The organism is Agrobacterium sp. 22-209-1, assembly GCF_053522485.1.
Genome location: NZ_JBNWCH010000006.1, coordinates 90,431 through 109,414, shown reverse-complemented (window position 1 = coordinate 109,414; position 18,984 = coordinate 90,431). Strand labels below are relative to the sequence as shown.

17 protein-coding genes are annotated in these 18,984 nt (G+C 60.6%); 12 read left to right on the top strand and 5 right to left on the bottom strand.

The window, feature by feature from the left end; all coding sequences use genetic code 11:
• Positions 1-245: 245 nt before the first annotated feature.
• The 8 genes from ACQZ48_RS15170 to ACQZ48_RS15135 all read left to right on the top strand — a co-directional run bounded on the left by ACQZ48_RS15170 (position 246) and on the right by ACQZ48_RS15135 (position 11,584).
• Complete coding sequence (locus ACQZ48_RS15170) at positions 246-1,409, top strand: M20 aminoacylase family protein (protein ID WP_077984141.1); 1,164 nt, start codon at positions 246-248, stop codon at positions 1,407-1,409.
• Positions 1,410-1,457: 48 nt separating this feature from the next.
• On the top strand, positions 1,458-3,308 hold the full coding sequence (locus ACQZ48_RS15165) for an ABC transporter ATP-binding protein (protein ID WP_142913167.1): 1,851 nt from the start codon (positions 1,458-1,460) through the stop codon (positions 3,306-3,308).
• 655 nt (positions 3,309-3,963) lie between these two features.
• Positions 3,964-5,343 carry a GH1 family beta-glucosidase gene (locus ACQZ48_RS15160; protein ID WP_448728961.1) on the top strand — a complete coding sequence of 460 codons (1,380 nt, stop codon included), beginning with the start codon at positions 3,964-3,966 and terminating at the stop codon, positions 5,341-5,343.
• Positions 5,344-5,635: 292 nt separating this feature from the next.
• Positions 5,636-6,265, top strand: coding sequence for an NAD(P)H-dependent oxidoreductase (locus tag ACQZ48_RS15155; protein WP_077984072.1), 630 nt, complete (start codon positions 5,636-5,638; stop codon positions 6,263-6,265).
• Between the two features lie 368 nt (positions 6,266-6,633).
• Positions 6,634-7,674 (top strand): methionine ABC transporter ATP-binding protein, encoded by a 1,041-nt coding sequence (locus tag ACQZ48_RS15150; protein ID WP_077984071.1) that lies wholly within the window; start codon positions 6,634-6,636, stop codon positions 7,672-7,674.
• Entirely contained in the window at positions 7,664-8,332 is a 669-nt protein-coding gene (locus ACQZ48_RS15145; protein WP_077984070.1) for a methionine ABC transporter permease, read from the top strand. Before ACQZ48_RS15150 ends, ACQZ48_RS15145 begins: the two co-directional genes overlap by 11 nt.
• A gap of 33 nt (positions 8,333-8,365) precedes the next feature.
• Positions 8,366-9,145 carry a MetQ/NlpA family ABC transporter substrate-binding protein gene (locus tag ACQZ48_RS15140; protein WP_077984069.1) on the top strand — a complete coding sequence of 260 codons (780 nt, stop codon included), beginning with the start codon at positions 8,366-8,368 and terminating at the stop codon, positions 9,143-9,145.
• Positions 9,146-9,340: 195 nt separating this feature from the next.
• Positions 9,341-11,584 (top strand): bifunctional diguanylate cyclase/phosphodiesterase, encoded by a 2,244-nt coding sequence (locus ACQZ48_RS15135; protein WP_448728960.1) that lies wholly within the window; start codon positions 9,341-9,343, stop codon positions 11,582-11,584.
• A 227-nt stretch (positions 11,585-11,811) separates the two neighbouring features.
• On the opposite strand, the gene trhO is transcribed toward ACQZ48_RS15135, so the two are convergent.
• From trhO to ACQZ48_RS15120, 3 genes are all read right to left on the bottom strand, one after another.
• Positions 11,812-12,756 (bottom strand): oxygen-dependent tRNA uridine(34) hydroxylase TrhO, encoded by a 945-nt coding sequence (gene trhO, locus ACQZ48_RS15130; RefSeq protein WP_077984068.1) that lies wholly within the window; start codon positions 12,754-12,756, stop codon positions 11,812-11,814.
• Between the two features lie 275 nt (positions 12,757-13,031).
• Positions 13,032-13,940, bottom strand: a complete 909-nt coding sequence (locus tag ACQZ48_RS15125; protein ID WP_443387843.1) for a CHAD domain-containing protein — start codon at positions 13,938-13,940, stop codon at positions 13,032-13,034.
• On the bottom strand, positions 13,924-14,412 hold the full coding sequence (locus ACQZ48_RS15120) for a CYTH domain-containing protein (RefSeq protein ID WP_077984066.1): 489 nt from the start codon (positions 14,410-14,412) through the stop codon (positions 13,924-13,926). The genes ACQZ48_RS15125 and ACQZ48_RS15120 overlap by 17 nt, the downstream gene beginning before the upstream one ends.
• A 171-nt stretch (positions 14,413-14,583) precedes the next feature.
• Here ACQZ48_RS15120 and ACQZ48_RS15115 point away from each other — a divergent pair, with 171 nt between their 5' ends.
• The 4 genes from ACQZ48_RS15115 to ACQZ48_RS15100 all read left to right on the top strand — a co-directional run bounded on the left by ACQZ48_RS15115 (position 14,584) and on the right by ACQZ48_RS15100 (position 17,257).
• Complete coding sequence (locus tag ACQZ48_RS15115) at positions 14,584-15,222, top strand: 2-dehydro-3-deoxy-phosphogluconate aldolase (protein WP_077984065.1); 639 nt, start codon at positions 14,584-14,586, stop codon at positions 15,220-15,222.
• A gap of 108 nt (positions 15,223-15,330) precedes the next feature.
• Positions 15,331-16,026 (top strand): tellurite resistance TerB family protein, encoded by a 696-nt coding sequence (locus ACQZ48_RS15110; protein WP_077984064.1) that lies wholly within the window; start codon positions 15,331-15,333, stop codon positions 16,024-16,026.
• A gap of 306 nt (positions 16,027-16,332) precedes the next feature.
• Complete coding sequence (locus tag ACQZ48_RS15105; RefSeq protein WP_448728959.1) at positions 16,333-17,025, top strand: GNAT family N-acetyltransferase; 693 nt, start codon at positions 16,333-16,335, stop codon at positions 17,023-17,025.
• Positions 17,012-17,257, top strand: a complete 246-nt coding sequence (locus tag ACQZ48_RS15100; RefSeq protein ID WP_448728958.1) for a hypothetical protein — start codon at positions 17,012-17,014, stop codon at positions 17,255-17,257. Before ACQZ48_RS15105 ends, ACQZ48_RS15100 begins: the two co-directional genes overlap by 14 nt.
• Here the strand turns inward: ACQZ48_RS15100 and ACQZ48_RS15095 are convergent.
• Both ACQZ48_RS15095 and ACQZ48_RS15090 read right to left on the bottom strand, forming a co-directional pair.
• Positions 17,254-18,303 carry a nickel/cobalt transporter gene (locus tag ACQZ48_RS15095; RefSeq protein ID WP_077984061.1) on the bottom strand — a complete coding sequence of 350 codons (1,050 nt, stop codon included), beginning with the start codon at positions 18,301-18,303 and terminating at the stop codon, positions 17,254-17,256. The two genes, ACQZ48_RS15100 and ACQZ48_RS15095, sit on opposite strands and share 4 nt — an antisense overlap.
• The gene (locus tag ACQZ48_RS15090) at positions 18,297-18,938 is read right to left on the bottom strand and encodes a DUF1007 family protein (RefSeq protein WP_173991521.1); all 642 of its coding nucleotides are present in this window, start codon (positions 18,936-18,938) and stop codon (positions 18,297-18,299) included. Before ACQZ48_RS15090 ends, ACQZ48_RS15095 begins: the two co-directional genes overlap by 7 nt.
• Between the last annotated feature and the right edge of the window lie 46 nt (positions 18,939-18,984).

Here is an 18,984-nt window from a genome sequence, read left to right as displayed (position 1 = left end):
CACGCAAGGTCTGTTTTTCTAACTATTTGACTTTGCTAAGGAATATTCCTCCATTCCCGACGATGCTATTGTCAGTTTTTTTGAAATGCAAGTCCCAATGTCTCTTTGGTGAACAAATTTTGAGCCATTCAGTTTTGGGCCTATTTTTCGCTCATGCAGCAAATTTCATGCTTGCAAAACGAGAAATTCCAAACGCAATATGGCGTCCGACAACCCGGCGGGGAACAAAAAAAGGGAAAAAGAGAATGCCGATATTGAACCGTGTGGCTGAAATGCAGGAAGAAGTTGCCGGCTGGAGGCGCCATCTGCATGAACACCCGGAACTCCTCTACGATGTCTTCGAAACATCGAAATTCGTGGCGGAAAAGCTGAAATCCTTCGGCTGCGACGTGGTCGAGACCGGCATCGGCCAGACCGGCGTGGTCGGCATCATCAAGGGCCGGCACGGGGATGGCCCGACCATCGGTTTCCGCTCCGACATGGACGCACTGCCGATCCTCGAGACGAGCGGCAAGCCCTGGGCTTCGAAGACGCCCGGCAAGGCCCATTCCTGCGGTCATGACGGGCATACCGCCATGCTTTTGGGTGCGGCGCAATATCTGGCAGAGACCCGCAATTTCAAGGGCTCCGTGGCGGTGATCTTCCAACCGGCGGAAGAGGGCGGCGCGGGCGCGCTCGCCATGCTGAACGACGGAATGATGGAGAAATTCGGCATTTCGCAGGTCTATGGCATGCATAACGAGCCGGGCATTCCGGTCGGGCAATTCGCCATCCGCAAGGGGTCGACCATGGCGGCGGCGGATAGTTTCGAAATCGTCATCACCGGCAAGGGCAGCCATGCGGCCGCGCCGCATCTTTCCATCGATCCGGTTTTGACCTCGGCGCATGTCATCATCGCCCTGCAATCCATCGTTTCGCGGGAGACGGACCCTTTGAAATCGCTGGTCGTCACCGTCGCCACCACCCATGGCGGCACGGCCGTCAATGTCATTCCAGGCGCCGTTACGTTGACGGGTACGGTGCGCACGCTGTTGCCGGAAACCCGCGATTTCGCCGAAAAGCGCCTGAAGGAAGTGGCGACCGCCACCGCCATGGCACATGGCGCGACCGTCGAAGTGAAATATCATCGCGGTTATCCCGTCACCTTCAATCACAGTGACGAAACCGAATTCGCGACCGGCGTGGCGATGGGCGTGGCCGGTGCGAACGCCGTCAACACCAACCCCAACCCGCATATGGGGGCGGAGGATTTTTCCTACATGCTGGAAGCGCGTCCTGGCGCCTTCATCTTCATCGGCAACGGCGATACCGCCGGGCTGCACAATGCGGCCTATGATTTCAACGACGATGCGCTGCCTTACGGCATCAGCTACTGGGTTTCGATGGCCGAAACCGCGCTTGCTGCGTAAGACACCCGGCGGCCTTCATGGCCGCCTTCTGCTTTTCAGGAGATTGGCATGCTTTTGGCGGCGACGTCCATGGAACAGACCGGCGGTTCGGTAAGCCCGGTTTTATCGGTTCAAAATCTCACCACATCCTTCCGCGTCGATGGCGGCTGGAAATCGGTGGTTCGCAACATGAGTTTCGAGATCGCGCCGCGCGAAACGGTGGCGATCGTCGGCGAGAGCGGGTCGGGCAAAAGCGTCACTTCGCTCTCCATCATGCGGCTCCTCGATAAAAAGACGAGCCGTATCGAAGGCAAGGTCATGCTCGGCGGGCGCGACCTGCTGGCGCTGCCGGAAGAGGAGATGCGCAAGGTTCGCGGCAAGGACATCTCAATGATCTTCCAGGAGCCGATGACCAGCCTCAACCCGATCTTCCCGATCGGCAAGCAGATCGCCGAGGCGCTGACCGTGCATCAGGATATTTCCTCATCCGCTGCGAAGGCAGAGGTCATCCGCCTGCTGGAGAAGGTCCGTATTCCCAATGCGAAGAACCGTTTCGACGATTATCCGCACCAGTTTTCCGGCGGCATGCGGCAACGCGTGATGATCGCCATGGCGCTCGCCTCCAAACCGAAGCTGCTGATCGCCGACGAGCCGACAACGGCGCTCGATGTGACAATTCAGGGCCAGATTCTCGACCTGATCAAGCAATTGCAGGAAGAGGAGGGCATGTCCGTCCTCTTCATCACCCATGATATGGGTGTTGTGGCGGAAGTTTCGGACCGCACCATCGTCATGTTCCGCGGCGATGTGGTGGAAACCGGCGCCACCGACGACATCTTCCATCGCGGCCGCCACCCTTATACGCGGGCGCTGCTTTCGGCGGTGCCGAAGCTCGGCTCGATGAAGGAGCGCGTGCTGCCGGCCCGGTTCCCGATCATCGATATCAAGACCGGCGAAAGCCAGCCTGTCGCCGAGGTGAAGGACACGGTCTCCGGAGGCCGCACGCCCATTCTTTCGGTAAAGGACCTCACCACCCGTTTCGATATTCGATCCGGCCTTTTCGGCCGCAAATCCGGCGCCGTGCATGCGGTGGAAAAGGTATCCTTCGATCTCGCCGAGGGCGAAACTCTTTCTCTCGTGGGCGAATCGGGGTGCGGCAAGTCCACCACGGGCCGCTCCATCACCCGGCTGATCGAGCCGACATCCGGCAATGTCATGCTCGACGGCTACGAGGTGCTGAAGCTAGACAAGACAACGTTGCGCACCATGCGCCGCAGCGTGCAGATGATCTTCCAGGACCCTTTCGCCTCGCTCGATCCGCGCATGAGTATCGGCACGGCGATCATGGAGCCCTTTATCGAGCATCGCCTTGGAAGCAAGCAGCAGGCCCGTGAAAAGGCGGCCGATCTTCTGGAAAAGGTGGGCTTGAGCCCGGATATGATGCGGCGCTTCCCGCATGAATTTTCCGGCGGCCAGCGCCAGCGCATCGCTATTGCCCGCTCGCTGATGCTCGACCCCAAGGTCATCGTCGCCGACGAGGCGGTCTCGGCGCTCGATGTTTCGATCAAGGCGCAGGTCTGCAATCTGCTGCTCGACCTGCAACAGAGCCTCAACCTCGCTTTCCTGTTCATCAGCCATGACATGGCGGTGGTGGAGCGCGTCAGCCATCGTGTGGCGGTGATGTATCTCGGGGAGATCGTGGAGATCGGGCCGCGTGCGGCGGTTTTCGACAATCCGCAGCATCCCTATACGAAAAAGCTCATGTCCGCCGTTCCGGTGCCGGATCCGGCGCGCCGGCAGATCCGGCGCAACATGTCGACGGACGAGATCAAAAGCCCGATCCGGCCGGTGGACTATGTCCCGCCTGAGCGGCGTTACCGCGAGGTTTCGGCGGGGCATCTGGTGCAGGAAGCGGCTTGATCGAGCAATGTCGGCTTCAGGCTGATGCGGAGCGAGCGGTTGCCCCTTGTTGTCTTCTACCCTTCGGGGAAAAGGCGGCCCGAAGGGTCGGGTGAGGGGGGCTGCTCGCGATCTGCCTGAATGGCGAGGACAATTCGGCACCGCCCCGCCTTCTTTTTCAGTCACTTCCGAAAAAATCCTTCCTCTCTCATCCCCATCACCGCATTTTGGTCGCATCATTCCTCCCGCAACCGGAACGGAAGGGCGATACGCGCGGCGCCTTTCGCGAACCGGAGGCCGGCATCGACAAGCATGGTTCTGGCAGACCGTGTTTTTGAAAGGCGTTCCGCCGGGCCAGAGGCGGGAAGGACCGATCAGATAGGTGCCGTGAAAAGGCTGTAACCTATGGGCTGCTCTGGCTGCCCTGACGATACGGCCCGGTGAATGCAACAACCTCCGCCATCTCCAATCTCCCACCCGCATTCGCCGGGTCGATGCCTTGCGCCGCCGGCAAACCGCTGCGGCGGCAATCCCCCATGCAAAGCGCTTTGAACTTGTAAGTTGCCTGTCCTGAAACGTTGTAGATTCCTGCCGCCCACGACTATACCTGCCGGCCGACATGGTCTAAACCGCTGCTGATCTTTTCAAGCTCGACGGACAGAGAAGGGCCTCGCAGATGACCGATCCCAAAACGTTAGCCGCCCGTTTCCCCGGCGATTTCCTGTTCGGCGTCGCGACCGCCTCGTTCCAGATCGAAGGCGCCACCCGGGCGGACGGCCGCAAGCCATCCATCTGGGATGCCTTCTGCAACATGCCGGGTCACGTCTTCGGGCGGCACAATGGCGATATTGCCTGCGACCACTATAATCGCTGGGAAGAGGACCTCGATCTCATCAAGGAAATGGGTGTCGAAGCCTATCGTTTCTCCATCGCCTGGCCGCGCATCATCCCCGATGGTTTCGGGCCGATCAACGAGAAGGGGCTGGATTTCTACGACCGCCTCGTGGATGGCTGCAAGGCGCGCGGCATCAAGACCTATGCGACGCTTTACCACTGGGATTTGCCGCTGACGCTGATGGGCGATGGCGGCTGGGCCTCGCGCTCCACCGCGCACGCCTTCCAGCGATATGCCAAGACCGTCATGGCCCGCCTCGGCGACCGGCTGGATGCGGTGGCGACCTTCAACGAACCCTGGTGCGCGGTGTGGCTCAGCCATCTCTATGGCATTCATGCGCCGGGTGAGCGCAACATGGAGGCGGCCCTTGCCGCCATGCATCACATCAATCTCGCTCATGGTTTCGGCGTGGAAGCCTCCCGCCATGTCGCGCCGAAGGTGCCGGTGGGGCTGGTGCTGAATGCCCATTCCGTCATCCCGGCTACCGACAGCAAGGCCGATCTCAAGGCCGCCGAACGGGCCTTCCAGTTCCACAATGGCGCGTTTTTCGATCCGGTCTTCAAGGGTGAATATCCGGTCGAGATGATGGAAGCTCTGGGTGATCGTATGCCCGTCGTGGAGGCGGAAGACCTTTCCATCATCAGCCAGAAGCTGGACTGGTGGGGCCTGAATTATTACACGCCGATGCGCGTCGCCGACGATGCGTCACCGGGCGCAGAATTCCCCGCCACTGCACCCGCCCCGGCCGTCAGCGATGTGAAGACCGATATCGGCTGGGAGGTCTATGCCCCGGCGCTCCAGTCGCTGGTGGAAACGCTCTATAAACGTTACGACCTGCCGGAATGCTACATCACCGAAAACGGTGCCTGCTATAATATGGGCGTCGAAAACGGCGAGGTGGATGACCAGCCGCGTCTCGATTATTACGCCGAACATCTCTGCATCGTCGCCGATCTCATCCGCGACGGTTATCCGATGCGCGGTTATTTCGCCTGGAGCCTGATGGATAATTTCGAATGGGCCGAGGGCTATCGCATGCGCTTCGGTCTTGTGCATGTGGATTATGATACGCAGGTGCGTACGCTGAAGAACAGCGGCAAATGGTACAGCGCGCTGGCGTCGGGCTTTCCGAAAGGGAATCACGGTGTGGTGAAGGGGTGATACCTCTCCACCGTCATCCTCGGGCTTGTCCCGAGGATCTGCAACCGATTGATTTTATTCGACGTGATTAGATCCTCGGCACAGGGCCGAGGATGACGTTGAGAGGATGCACGGCGGTCACACAATAAAGTTCTCCCACCTTATTATCAGTTTTCCAAACTTTTTTGTCGGTTACCCCGTGGTGCCTGCTTGCGCCCGCTGTGCCGCCCCCTATGTCAGACGGGCTACGAAGCGTAGCGCCCATTCTGCCGTCAAGGGGCAGGGCGGGTTGGTCCTCCCAGGGAAAACGAACATGCTTATCGAAAAACTCAACTGGCGTTACGCCACCAAGAAAATGGACCCTTCCAAGACGGTGTCCGAAGACAAGGTCGAGCGCATTGTCGAGGCGGCGCGGCTTGCCCCCACCTCCAGCGGTCTTCAGCCCTTTGAAGTCATCGTCGTCACCGATCCTGAAGTCCGTGCAAAAATTCAGGAGATCGCCTGGAACCAGGCGCAGGTGACCGAAGGCTCGCATCTTTTGGTCTTTGCGGCGTGGGACAATTACACCGAAGAGCGGATCAACCACATGTTCGATCTTGTCAACGAGGAACGCGGCATCAAGAATGAAGGCTGGGAAGCCTATCGCCAGATGTTGCTTTCCACCTATCCGCAGCGCGATCAGCAGGTGAATTTTGAGCACGCCGCCCGTCAGGCCTATATCGGCTTCGGCATGGCCGTGGCGCAGGCCGCTTTCGAGGGCGTGGATTCCACCCCGATGGAAGGTTTCGATCCGGCAAAGCTCGATGAAATCCTCGGCCTGCGCGAGAAGGGCCTACGCTCGGTCACCATCCTGCCGCTTGGCTATCGCCAGCCGGAAGGCGACTGGCTGGTGAACCTGAAGAAGGTGCGCCGTCCGGCGGAAGAATTCGTCAGCCGCGTCTGATTTTCATATCGTCGCGAAATCTTGACTGCCGCAGGGCCGCCGTGGCGGCTTTGCGGTAGATTTTTTCTCTCTTTTCAGATAATTGAAAAAACATCCCTGTTAAAAGGTGGCGTGTGCGGGCAAGTATGCGCCATCGAATTGCCGATACCCGGCATTTCTGAGTGAAAGCCTGACGAAATGACCCGGAAAATCAGCTGTCATCGAATGTGCCCGAAGGCTGCATGAAGAGAGCGGTTCAGCACCGCAACAGGATTTTTTGAGACCCGATCCGTCACGCATTCCCAGAGTTTACAATGAGTTTTCCATCCAGTGCGGCATCCCCCGCACGCCAAGAACAGGCGGTCCCTGAAGGGTCGGCAAAGGAGCCTATGGTCACGTTTGAAGGCGTGACCAAGACCTTTGGCGGCACGGGCGGCAAGCCCGGCTTCGCAGCCCTTGCCGGTATCGACTACGCCGTGCCGAAAGGCTCCATCACCGGCATCATCGGCCGCTCCGGCGCCGGCAAATCCACGCTCATCCGCCTCGCCAACGGCCTTGAAAAGCCCTCGACCGGCCGCGTGGTCGTCGACGGCGTCGATGTCGCGGCGCTCGATGAAAAGAGCCTGCGCACGCTACGCCGTTCCGTCGGCATGATCTTCCAGCACTTCAATCTTTTGTCGTCGCGCACCGCTTTCGACAATGTGGCTCTGCCGCTCGAAATATCAGGCATGGGCAAAAAGGAGATCGAAAGCCGCGTTGCGCCGCTGCTCGATCTCGTCGGCCTTTCCGACAAGGCGAAGCGTTATCCGGCGGAACTCTCCGGCGGCCAGAAGCAGCGTGTCGGCATTGCCCGTGCGCTCGCCACCCAGCCGAAGCTGCTCCTTTCCGACGAGGCGACATCGGCGCTCGATCCGGAAACGACGCAATCCATTCTCGAATTGTTGAAGCGCATCAATGCCGAACTGGGCCTGACCGTGCTGCTCATCACCCATGAGATGGAAGTGGTGAAGACCATCGCCTCGCAGGTGGCCGTCATCGACAGGGGACTGATCGTTGAGGAAGGCACGACGTTCGATATCTTCACTGCGCCGAAACACGAGACGACCCGCAGCCTGCTGTCATCCTCTGTTGGTGTGAAGCTGCCGCATTGGGTCACTTCGGGCCTGAAACCGCAGGCGGCGGAAGGCGACCGTGTCCTGGTGCGTCTCGTGTTTTTCGGCGAGACGGCCTTCCAGCCGCTGACGGCTCGTCTCGTCGCTGAAATCGGCCCGGACGTGAACATCCTTGCCGGCACAATCGAGGAAATCTCCGGCCAGCCCTTCGGCTCGCTGGTCGTCTCCTATCCGGCGTCTGCGGATGTCACCGCCCGCGCCAATCGCTTTTATGCTGAGACCGGTCTTCACACGGAGGTGCTCGGTTATGTCGCCTGATATGATCTTCAACCTTCTGCTGAAGGGCTTGCTGCAAACCCTTCACATGGTCGCCGTTGCCGGTATCGTCGGCTCGCTGATCGGCGTGCCCATGGGCGTTTTCCTTGCCACCAGCGGCAAGGGCGAGCTGTTTTCCGCGCCGATGACCAACCGCATTCTCGGCCTCGTTGTGAACGCCGCGCGCTCCACGCCCTTCATCATTCTGGTGGTGGCGATCATTCCCTTCACCCGCCTCGTCGCCGGCACCTCCATCGGCACCAGCGCGGCGATCGTGCCGCTGACGGTCGCCACCGTTCCCTTCATCGCAAGGCTGGTGGAAGCGGCGATCCGCGAAGTGGACAAGGGGCTGATCGAGGCTGCCCGCGCCATGGGCGCCACGCCGTTGCAGATCGTCACGAAAGTTCTGCTGGCGGAGGCGAAGCCCGGCATCACGCTGGCGCTCACGCTCACGCTGGTCAGCCTCATCGGTTATTCGGCCATGGTCGGCGCGGTCGGCGGCGGCGGGTTGGGCGATCTCGGCATCCGTTACGGTTACCAGCGCTTCATGCCGGATGTGATGCTGGCCGTGGTTCTGGTGCTCATCGTGCTGGTGCAGCTGGTGCAGAGCGCGGGCGACAGGCTGGCCCGCAGCTTCGACAAGCGGACCCGCAAGAATTAACTGCCTTTATAATAACAACCCAAGGAGACACCCATGAAGAAACTCATTCTCGCGGCTTCGCTCGCCGCTCTCTTCACCGCCGGTCAGGCGCTGGCCGAGACCATCAAGATCGGCGTCACCCCTGCCGAGCATGCGCAGATCATGGAGCAGGTGAAGAAGATCGCGGCCGCCAAGGGTCTTGATATCGATATCGTCGAGTTCTCCGACTATGTCGTGCCGAACCAGGCGCTGGCCGATGGCGAGCTGCAGGCCAACTCCTTCCAGCACCAGCCTTATCTCGACAACCAGATCGCTGACCGCAAGTTCGATCTCGTCAGCGTCGGCACCACCATCACCACCCCGATGGGTGTTTATTCGAAGAAGGTGAAGAACCTTGACGAGCTGAAGGACGGCGCAACCGTCGGCATTCCGAACGACCCGACCAATGGTGGCCGCGCGCTGCTGGTTCTCGCTTCCAAGGGCGTGATCAAGGTCAAGGAAGAGGCCGGCCTCAAAGTGACTCCTGCCGACATCACCGAAAACCCGAAGAACATCCAGATCGTCGAACTCGACGCCGCCCAGCTGCCGCGCTCGCTTGACGACACCGACGCGTCTGTCATCAACACCAACTATGCGACGGCTGCCGGCCTCAACCCGAAGAAGGACGCCATCGCCATCGAAAGCGAAAAATCCCCTTACGCGAACGTCATTGCCGTTCGTACGCAGGACAAGGACAAGCCGTGGGTAAAGACGCTGGTTGAATCCTACCAGAGCCCGGAAGTGAAGGCCTTCATTCTGGAAAAGTACAACGGCACGGTCATCCCGTCCTGGTAAGAGACCGCCATATGGCGAAAATAACGACCTCTCCCGCTCGCGGGGGAGGTTTTTTGTTTTGAAGGCGGGCGCATCCGCCTTTCCTGAAAAACCCCAGGCGTTTTCGGGAAGAATTTTTCAGGACCTTTGTCAGACTGTCGTTTTATACCCGTGGTTTTTTGGGGTAAGGCCACAAGGCGGCTTAACGGCTTCTGAATGTTTCCTGCGGAAGATGATGCTTTCGAAGGGGATTTTATGCGGATTGCGCCGCGCAACATTGGGGACTATTTGCCGGTCGGGCGCAGAACCGCCGTGGGCGTGGTCTTGTCCACCTTCGCGCTGGTGCTTGTCATCGTCACCGCGCTGGTTTTGTCCGCCTTGAGCCAGGTCCGCGAAAAGGCGAACCTGCTCGACAACGCCCGTTCGCGCGAGACGACGGCGGGCGCCCTTGTCACTTTTCGAGAACAGCTTGGCGCGACCCTGAACGACTACGCCGCCTGGGACGACGCTGCCGAATATGTTTATGCCCCTGATCGTTTTGACTGGGTGGCAAGCAATTATGGTGAGATGACAGTCAATAACGATCTCTTCGATACGGCCGTGGTCATCGATGAGGATGGCAACGTCCGCATGGCCTATCAAGACGGCAAGCCTGTAAAGTGGAAGCCGGAGGCCTATTTTGCCGGCGGCCTCAGGGAAATGATCGAGCGCGTGCGGTCCATGCGCCCGGGCATCACTTCGCAGGTGACCGGTTTTGCCAAAACCGCCGATGGTATCGCCGCCGCGGGTGTCGCGCTCGTGCGGATGAAATCCGGCGCACTGCCGCCGGTCGGTGAGGAGCGGCGTTACCTGGTTTTTGCCCGCCATCTCAAGCAGGCGACGGTTGACAAGCTTGCCCGCAATTACGTCATCGATGGTCTCGAGCTGCAATATGGCGACACGCCTGCGGCCAACCATGTGGATATCGTCAATCCGATGGGGGAGGTGCTGGCCCGGCTTGTCTGGCGCTCGCACCTGCCGGGAGACGTCAGCTTTCATGAGGCGCGGCCGGTGGTCTTCACCGCGCTCGGTATCGCCGGCACGTTTTTTCTGGTGCTGCTCATCATCGGTTCGGCCACGCTCGACCGCCTGAAGGCGGATGAGGCGGCCGCGCGGGAGGAGGCGCTGCGCGACCGTCTGAGCGGGCTCAGCAACCGCGCCGGGCTCTTCGCCAGACTGAACCGCATGGTCGAAAGAGGCCGCCATGACAAGACGGATATCAAGCTGCTCTATCTCGATCTCGACGGTTTCAAGGAAATCAACGATTCCTACGGCCACGCCGCCGGCGACCGGCTGATCAAGGGCGTCGCAGCAGCGCTCCGGGTGCTGGCGCCGGAAGGCGCTGTTCTGGCGCGGCTCGGCGGTGACGAATTTGCTATCGCCATTCAGGGCAATGACGTATGGGCCGAAGGCCGCAAGCTCTGTCTGGCGCTGCTGGAACTCTTTACCGAGCCTTTCAGCATCGGTGAAAGGGTGGCGAGCATCGGTTGCAGCATCGGCACTTCTGTTTCCCGCGCCGGCGACATCAGTGGCGAGGAGCTCCTGCGGCGCGCCGATATGGCCATGTATCAGGCCAAGGAAAACGGACGCGGGCGTTACGTGTCCTATGAACTGAAGATGGATGAATTGCGCGAGGAAAAGCTGCAACTCGAAGCCGATCTTCGCTCCGCCATCGTGAACGATGAGATACAGGTGGTTTATCAGCCGATCGTCAGCGCCGCCACACGATGTATTACCGGGGTGGAGGCGCTGGCCCGCTGGCAGCGGCCGGGATATGGCTTTGTGCCGCCGGATATCTTCATTGCGGCTGCCGAAACCAGCGGCCTAATCGACCGGCTAGGCCTTCTCGTCCTGCACAAGGCCTGCGAGACGGCCCAGCAATGGCCGTCCATCAAGCTCTCGGTGAATATCTCACCCGTGCAGTTCCGCAACCCGGCCTTCTCCGGCTATGTGGCGGATATTCTCGAGATGACGCAGACGCCGCCTGAAAGGCTGCGGCTGGAAATGACGGAAGGTTATTTCATCCAGCATCCGGAACGGGCGAGTGCGGCCATCGACAAGCTGAAACAGCTTGGCCTGCACATAGCGCTCGACGATTTCGGCGCCGGTTTCGCCAGCGTCGGGTATCTGCGCCGTTTCGGTTTCGACCGCATGAAGATCGACCGTTCGCTGATCATCGCGCTCGATAAGGGCGGCCGGTCGCTGGAAATGCTGCAGGCCACCGTGGCGCTGGCGAAATCGCTCGATATTCCGGTGACGGCCGAAGGCGTGGAAACGGAAGAGCAGGCGGCCATCCTGCATCTGTGCGGCTGCGATGAATTGCAGGGTTACCTGTTCTCGAAACCGGTCGCGGCGGAAGAGATCACCGCCCTGCTGGACGGGCAGGACGCGCCGCTTTTTGCGTTGCGGGCAGGGGCGTGAGGCTGATTACTTCCACCCATTCTTGATCACCTGAAGGTGCGGCCCATTTCTTCTCCCCGCCGGGGAGAAGGTGGCCCGGAGGGTCGGATGAGGGGGCACCGTTGCCGTATCTCACCGCCCTTGCCCCCTCATCCCGCTGCCGCGGACTTCTCCCCGGCGGGGAGAAGAAACACGCGGCACCCGCTCAAAAAAAACCAACCGTTATGCAGTCCGATAGCCGGCCGGTATTACCGCCCCAGATGCCGCTCGCCGCGCTTCTTTGCCAGTTCGATCTGCTGCTGCCGGTCGCGAAACCGTTGGCGGTCCTCTTCGCTGCGCTCGTCGTAACAGCTCGGGCAGGACACGCCTTCCTCGAATTTGGGAGACAGGCGCACTTCCGGTGTAATCGGGTTGCGGCAGGCGTGGCAGAGTTGGTGGTCGCCTTCGGCAAGGCCGTGCACCACGGAGACGCGCTCATCGAACACGAAACAGGCGCCTTCCCACAGGCTCTCTTCTTCCGGGACCTCTTCCAGATATTTCAGGATGCCGCCCTTGAGGTGATAGACCTCGTCGAAACCCTGTTCCTTCATGAAGGCGGTGGCCTTTTCGCAGCGAATGCCGCCGGTGCAATACATGGCGATCTTCGGCTTGTTGTGCAGGCCGGGATTGTTCTTCACCCAGTCGGGAAATTCGCGGAAGGTTTTCGTCTGCGGATCGACTGCACCCTTGAAGACGCCGATGGCCGTCTCGTAATCGTTGCGGGTGTCGATGACGATTGTATCCGGATCGGAGATCAGCTCGTTCCAGTCGCGCGCCTCGACATAGGTGCCGACGATGCGGTTCGGGTCGATATCCGGCACGCCCATGGTGACGATCTCTTTCTTGAGCTTCACCTTCAGGCGTACGAAAGGCATGTGCGAGGCACGGCTTTCTTTGTGCTCCAGCGCGGTAAATTCCGGCTGGGCGCGCAGGAAGGAGAGCACGGCGTGAATGCCTGCATCCGGCCCGGCAATGGTGCCGTTGATGCCTTCGGCGGCCAGAAGCAGCGTGCCCTTGACCCCGTTTTCCTGGCAGAGCGCGAACAACGGCTCGCGCAGGCTCTCGAACCGCGGCAGGCGGGCGAAATGATAAAGCGCGGCCACAAGGAAATCACCAGAGACTTCCGGGCGGGGGAGAATGGTCGTGTCGGTCATGGGCGCTGAAATACAGGGACGGCGGTCGCAAAGCAATATTTATCGGCGGTTCCGTGTATTTTGCAAATCGTCAAATATCTGACGGAGTGAGGCAAATGGGAGGTGCTTCGTGCCTCAAATCCGACATTGGCGAAAGCGCAAGACCTTTCTTCCGTCATCCTTGGGCCTGTCCCAAGGATCTAATCACGTCGCGCAAAATCGAAACGTTGCAGATACTCGGGACAGGCCCGAGGATGACGTCGAGCCCGGCGGGACGTTTTCACGCCGTCTCCAGCCTATTTCGCCGCCTGCCGCCACAACAGGCCGACGATGCGGCTTTCGGTTCGAGCGGATTCGGAAAACACCTCGTTTGCCAGCGCAAGAGCTTCGGCACGCAGCGCCTGCTGCCTTTCGATAATGGCGTCGAGCAGCAGGGCCAGCCGCTCGCCATTGCCGAAACGGTCCGGCTCGCGGTCGGCGACGGCGGCGAGAACCGATAGATCGTGCTCGTGGCCGAGAATATCCACCAGCCGCTTGGTATCGGCGCGCTTGGCGCGCATGGCGGAAGGCCAGAGCTGGCGCATCAGGCCAAGATGCATCCAATAGGCCTGCCCGGACTTGCGCAATTCATGGAAATGCTCGACGTCGGCCTGCGCGTGGCAATCGGCGAGCGCCTTGCGCGCCCTTTTTCTCTGTTTCGCCCAGGCGCTTTTTAGCAGCCGCGCCGTGTCCTTCAACGCATCCGGCAGCGACAGGGTCTCAAGCGCCCTGCGCGCTTCCCCGCAGCCGGTAATGGCGGCGGCAATGGCCTCATCGAGACCGGCCTCGTGTTCTATGGCGTCGTCGCGGCGCGCGCGCAGCATCGCGGTGATCGACCGCAGCGCTTCTCCCTGCGCATCGGAACGGGCGAAGGCCTCGAGATATTCCGCCGTCTCCACAAGTGCCGTTGCATCCCGCGCAAAGGCGAGGGAGCGGGCGATATCGCGAATACGGGCGTTTTCCCCGCGGCCGAAATCCGGCACCGCCTGGCGGATGAGGCGATAGAGGGCGCGCAACCGCTTGAACCGCTTGCGGGCGTCGTGCACGGCCTCGTGCGATCCGGACGGCTGGTCGCGAAGGATTGTGACTGTATCGTCGATCAGCTCCAGCCCGGCCCGGCGGATTTCATCGTCGAAGGACTTTTTCGGGTCAATTCTGAAGGGCATCCGACAGGTCTCCGCTCGGACAGTCCATGGCGAGTGACTGGTTGGAGAAGCGCTTGTCTCCGGTGACTTCCCGACCCAGCCAGGACGGCAGATCGGGGTCGGCATTTTCGTCGTTCATTTCCACTTCCGCCACCACCAGCCCGTGATATTTCCCTTCGAAAACATCCACTTCCCAGGTGAAGCCGCCATGATCGACGGTGTGGCGGGTTTTTTCGATGACCACACCCGGCGCGCTTGCCATCAGCTCTTCGGCGTCCTTGAGGGGTATGGAATATTCATATTCGTCGCGGACAAGCGCGCTTGCGCCGATCTTGATGGTCAGGGTCGCATCGCGCTCATCGACGATCCTGACCCGGACCGAGCGGTTTTCCATCGAGGCGACATATGCCTGCCGGAAAGCCATGCTATGCGTGACCTCATTGCGCCATTCACCGCCTGCAACAAGAAACTTCCGTTCGATTTCCTTGGCCATGCTGTCTCCGCGAACTGGGGCGCCAGAGTATCGCAATATGACACTATGATGAAGCGAATTGATTGAAGTATCTGGATAAAAATGCGGCTGGCGCGCCTCGACATAAATGCCGAGGCAGGCTAATCGGTAGACGGAATTTCAATCGTTTCAATTGCGCAAGGGAGGCTCATCTTGGCCCAGGACTCCGAAAAACTGCTCTCCATCCTCAAGCTCCAGCCGGTCGTACCGGTGCTGATTGTGGATGATGCCGCTTCCGCCGTGCCGCTTGCGCGCGCTTTGGTCGCAGGCGGCCTGAAGGCGATTGAGATCACCATGCGCACGCCGGCAGCTCTCGATGCCATCCGCGCCGTTGCTGCGGAAGTCGAAGGCGCCAATGTCGGCGCCGGCACCATTCTCAATGCCAAGGATTTCGAAGCGGCGGCGGAAGCCGGCTCCACCTTCATCGTCAGCCCCGGCATCAACAAAAGCGTGCTGGAAGCCGCGCGCGGTTCAAAGGTGCCGCTGCTTCCGGGTGCTGCCACCGCCAGTGAAGTCATGGCGCTGCGTGACGAGGGTTACAAGGTGCTGAAGTTCTTCCCCGCCGAACAGGCCGGCGGCGCACCCTATCTCAAGGCGCTGTCCTCGCCGCTCGCCGGCACCGTCTTCTGCCCGACGGGCAGCGTGTCGCTCAAGAACGCCAATGATTACCTTTCCCTGCCGAACGTGGTTTGCGTCGGCGGCTCTTGGGTCGCCCCGCGCGAGCTGGTGGCGACCGGCGACTGGGCGGGTATCACCAGGCTTGCGGCCGAAGCCGCCGCATTGCGCGCCTGATTTGCAATCTGTCAAACCCGTTCACGAAGGCGTGAGCGGGTTTGACATTTGTATTCGGGCCCCGGCTCCCTATCTCCCCTGTAGATTTGACCTCTACAGGAGATTTTGATGTTCGACGCCAAGAAGCTTCTTGAACAATTCCTCGGCTCGCAGGTGCCAGGCCTTTCGGGAAGCGTCCGTGACAGAGCCGGGCAGGCCGCCGATATCGCCAGGAACAATCCCCTGAAAGCCGGTGCGCTCGCCGCCGCCATTCTGGGCACCAAGACCGGCCGCAAGCTTGCCGGCAATGTCGCCACCATCGGCGGCGTGGCCGCCATCGCCGGTCTCGGGTACCTTGCCTACAAGAATTACAAGTCCGGCCAGGCGCCTGAAGTCGCGCCGAAACCCGAGCCGGAGCTGCTCGCACCGCCCGCCGATTCCGCCTTCCATCCGCAATCTCCCGCCCTTTCCAATGATTTTGCGCTGAAGCTCATCCAGGCGATGATCGCCGCCGCCAAGGCTGACGGTCATATCGATGAGAAGGAGCGCGCCAATATCATGGACAAGGTGCAGGTCTCCGGCCTCGATAGCGAAGCCGAGCGGTTCCTCGAAAAGGAACTGGCCGATCCTCTCGACATCGACGCGCTGGTGGCAGCCGCCCGCACGGAAGAGCAGAAAGTGGAGCTTTACACCGCCTCGCGGCTTGCCATCGAGGCCGACACGCGGGCGGAGCGGGGCTATCTCGATCTTCTTGCCGGGCGGCTTGGGTTGCCGGATGCGCTGGTGGATCATATCGAGGCGACGGTGGTGGCGGCGAAGGTTTGAGGTAAGCGTTTGGCCTCGGCCGGCTGTGGTTCACCCCCCTCTGCCCTGCCGGGCATCTCCCCCTCAAGGGGGGAGATCGACTCGCGGATAGGTCTCGCCTATCACGACGTTTGCGAATGAAGTGGTGTTTGTGCCTCCTGCCGATCTCCCCCCTTGAGGGGGAGATGCCCGGCAGGGCAGAGGGGGGTGAACCACACCCGCTAAGGGTAGTAAGCACCCACCCTAGACCACCGCAACGCGCCCACATCCCCTGTTGTCATCCTGCCTCGCTTGCCCTAATCCTTCTCCCAGCAAATGGGGAAGAGAATGCGCGATCTGAGTGATTTCAAGGGATGTCCGCCGCCGCAGCCGGTGGTGTTGAAGGGTCGTTATGTGACCGCCGAGCCGTTCGACCGCGAAAAGCATCTGGAAAAACTCTGGACCGCCCTTGGCGGCGAGGGCGTGAATGCGCTGCTCAAATATTTCCCGCAAAGCGCCTTTCCCGATGCCGGCGCTTTCGGCGACTGGCTTGTCGGCGCGGGCCAGAAGCTTAACTGGGTCACGCTGGTCTTCGTTGAAAACGCCACCGGCGATATCGTCGGCATGGCGAGCTATATGCGGCCCGATCCCGCCAATGGCGTGGTCGAGGTCGGCTCCGTCGCCCATGGCGCGAAGATGAAACGCTCGCCTCTTTCCACCGAGGCGCATTACCTGATGGCGAAACATGTTTTCGAGGATCTGGGGTATCGCCGTTACGAGTGGAAATGCCACAATGAAAACGAGCCCTCCAAGATAACGGCGAAGCGTTATGGCTTCACCTTCGAGGGCGTTTTCCGCCAGCATATGGTCTCGAAGGGCCAGAACCGCGATACGGCGTGGTTTTCCATGATCGACGGCGAATGGCCGCTGATCGGCAAGGCCTTCGAAGCCTGGCTTTCGCCGGAGAATTTTGCGGCCGATGGCGCGCAGAAACGCAAGCTTGAGGATATCCGTGCGGAGTTTGCCGATGCCATTGCCTGAAAACCAGGCGCCTGAAAAGCCGAGCCACGGTAAGAAGGATTGGTCTCCGGCCCTCGCCGCCGCCCTCATCATCGTCGGTTTCGGGCTGGTCTTCTTCGCCATGCCGAAGATCATGCTGTGGCTGGGCGATTATTCGCCCTGGCTCGCCGCTGCCTTCGGTTCGGTGGCTGTGCTGTGTTTCTTCCTGCTATTTTGGCTGCGCGCCCGTTACCAGCGCCGCCGTGACGGTTAGAGCTGAAGCGACGCACCGAGCAGCAGCAGTCCCATGATCAGCACGAACAGCGCACCGGCGATCTCTATCGCATGGCTGATGCCGGCCGCCCTGCGGCTGCCGGGGCCGGCGAAACGCACGGCGAGGCCCTTTGCCGAGACGGCCATGATGGCGAGAGCCGATACCGTAATGGCCGTGCCGAGCGACATGGCGAGCACGGAGAGCACGCCGCCGAGATAAAGCCCGTTCAGAAGTGCAAAGCTCATGACGATGATCGCGCCCGAGCAGGGTCTGAGCCCGACTGCGATAATGGCGGACCACGCCTCGTGCAGGCTGAAGTTCTTGCCCTTCAGCAACATCGGGTCGGGCGCGTGGGATTTGCCGCAGGCGGTGCACAGGTCGCCCGCGCCATTATGCTCATGATCTGCGAAAACCGGCTTACCCTGGAAGCGCAGGCCCGTGCCCATGCCGGTCGTTCGCGGCATGGCGGTTTCACCTGCCGTGGCGAAAACGGGAACGGGTTCGCGCCGGATGCGCAGCGACCAGAGCTTTCGCACAAGCAGCCAGGCGCCGAACAGCGCCACCATGGCGAAGCTGGCGATTTCCATCGCCTGCGTGGCCTTCGTCATGGTGATGGAGGTGCCACGCAGCACCAGCCAGGCGGCACCGACAAGGCCGATGGCCATCAAACCCTGAATGAGCGCCGAAACGAAAGAAATGAGAATGCCGCGTTTCAACTGCGTTTCATTGGCGATCATGTAGGACGAAATGACCGCCTTGCCGTGGCCGGGGCCGGCGGCATGAAAAACGCCATAAGCAAAGGAGAGGCCGATCAGCGAGCTGAGCGCCCAGCCATCCTCGCGCATGGCCTTCAACGCGCCGGTCAGCGCACGGTAGAACATCTGCTGGTGCACGTTGATCCATTGCATCAGCGGTGCGAAGGGCCCGCCAACGGAAAAGGAAGGCTCGGCCGAACCGATGCCGAGCGGCGACTGCGCATGGGCCGCACCGGCCACGGCAACGAGGCCGATGGCGACAGCGACGAGGCTTGCCCTGCGGCTCAGCATGATATCTCCAGCCTGGTGGCGAAGAGTTTGGTCATGTCGGTTCCGGTCGGATCGTTGAAGAAGGCATCGGTCAGCGAACTCTGGTTTTGCGAGATCACCTCGTCCGGATCGGGTCGGACGACATGATGCTTGCAGGCATTCAGGTCCTTGCCCTGCGTTGCTATATCGCCGTCCTTTGCGAAATCGATCGCCGTGTACATGGTCGGATCCCAGGCACCGAAGGACAGCTTGCCCTTGACTGCGAGCGGTTTGGTTGGCTTCACGGAGAAGAACATCAGGATCTGGTTGTCCTTATAGTCCACGTGAATGGCGTCGGGCTTCCCAAACTCCACCGGTTTTCCATTGGCGGTGATGAAGGTGTAGTAGGAATATTCGGCAAGCGATTCCTTGACCGTATTGCCGATTTCCGCCAGCTCGTCCTTGTCGAGCTTCAGATCGCTGTTCTTGTCGTAATCCATCACCACGCTTGCGGAAAACATCTCGTCGAAACGCCAGATGTTGCGCACTTCCTGAACGGTGCCGTTCGGCCCCTCGACGATTTCCATGCGGGCTTCGGCAAAGATATGCGGATGCGCAACCGCCGCGACGGGAACGCAGGCGAGGCCGGCCGCGAGGAGCAAAAAGCGTCTGTTCATTATCCGGTCTGTCCTGCCTTCGAATCTTGAAGGTCCGACTCTAGCA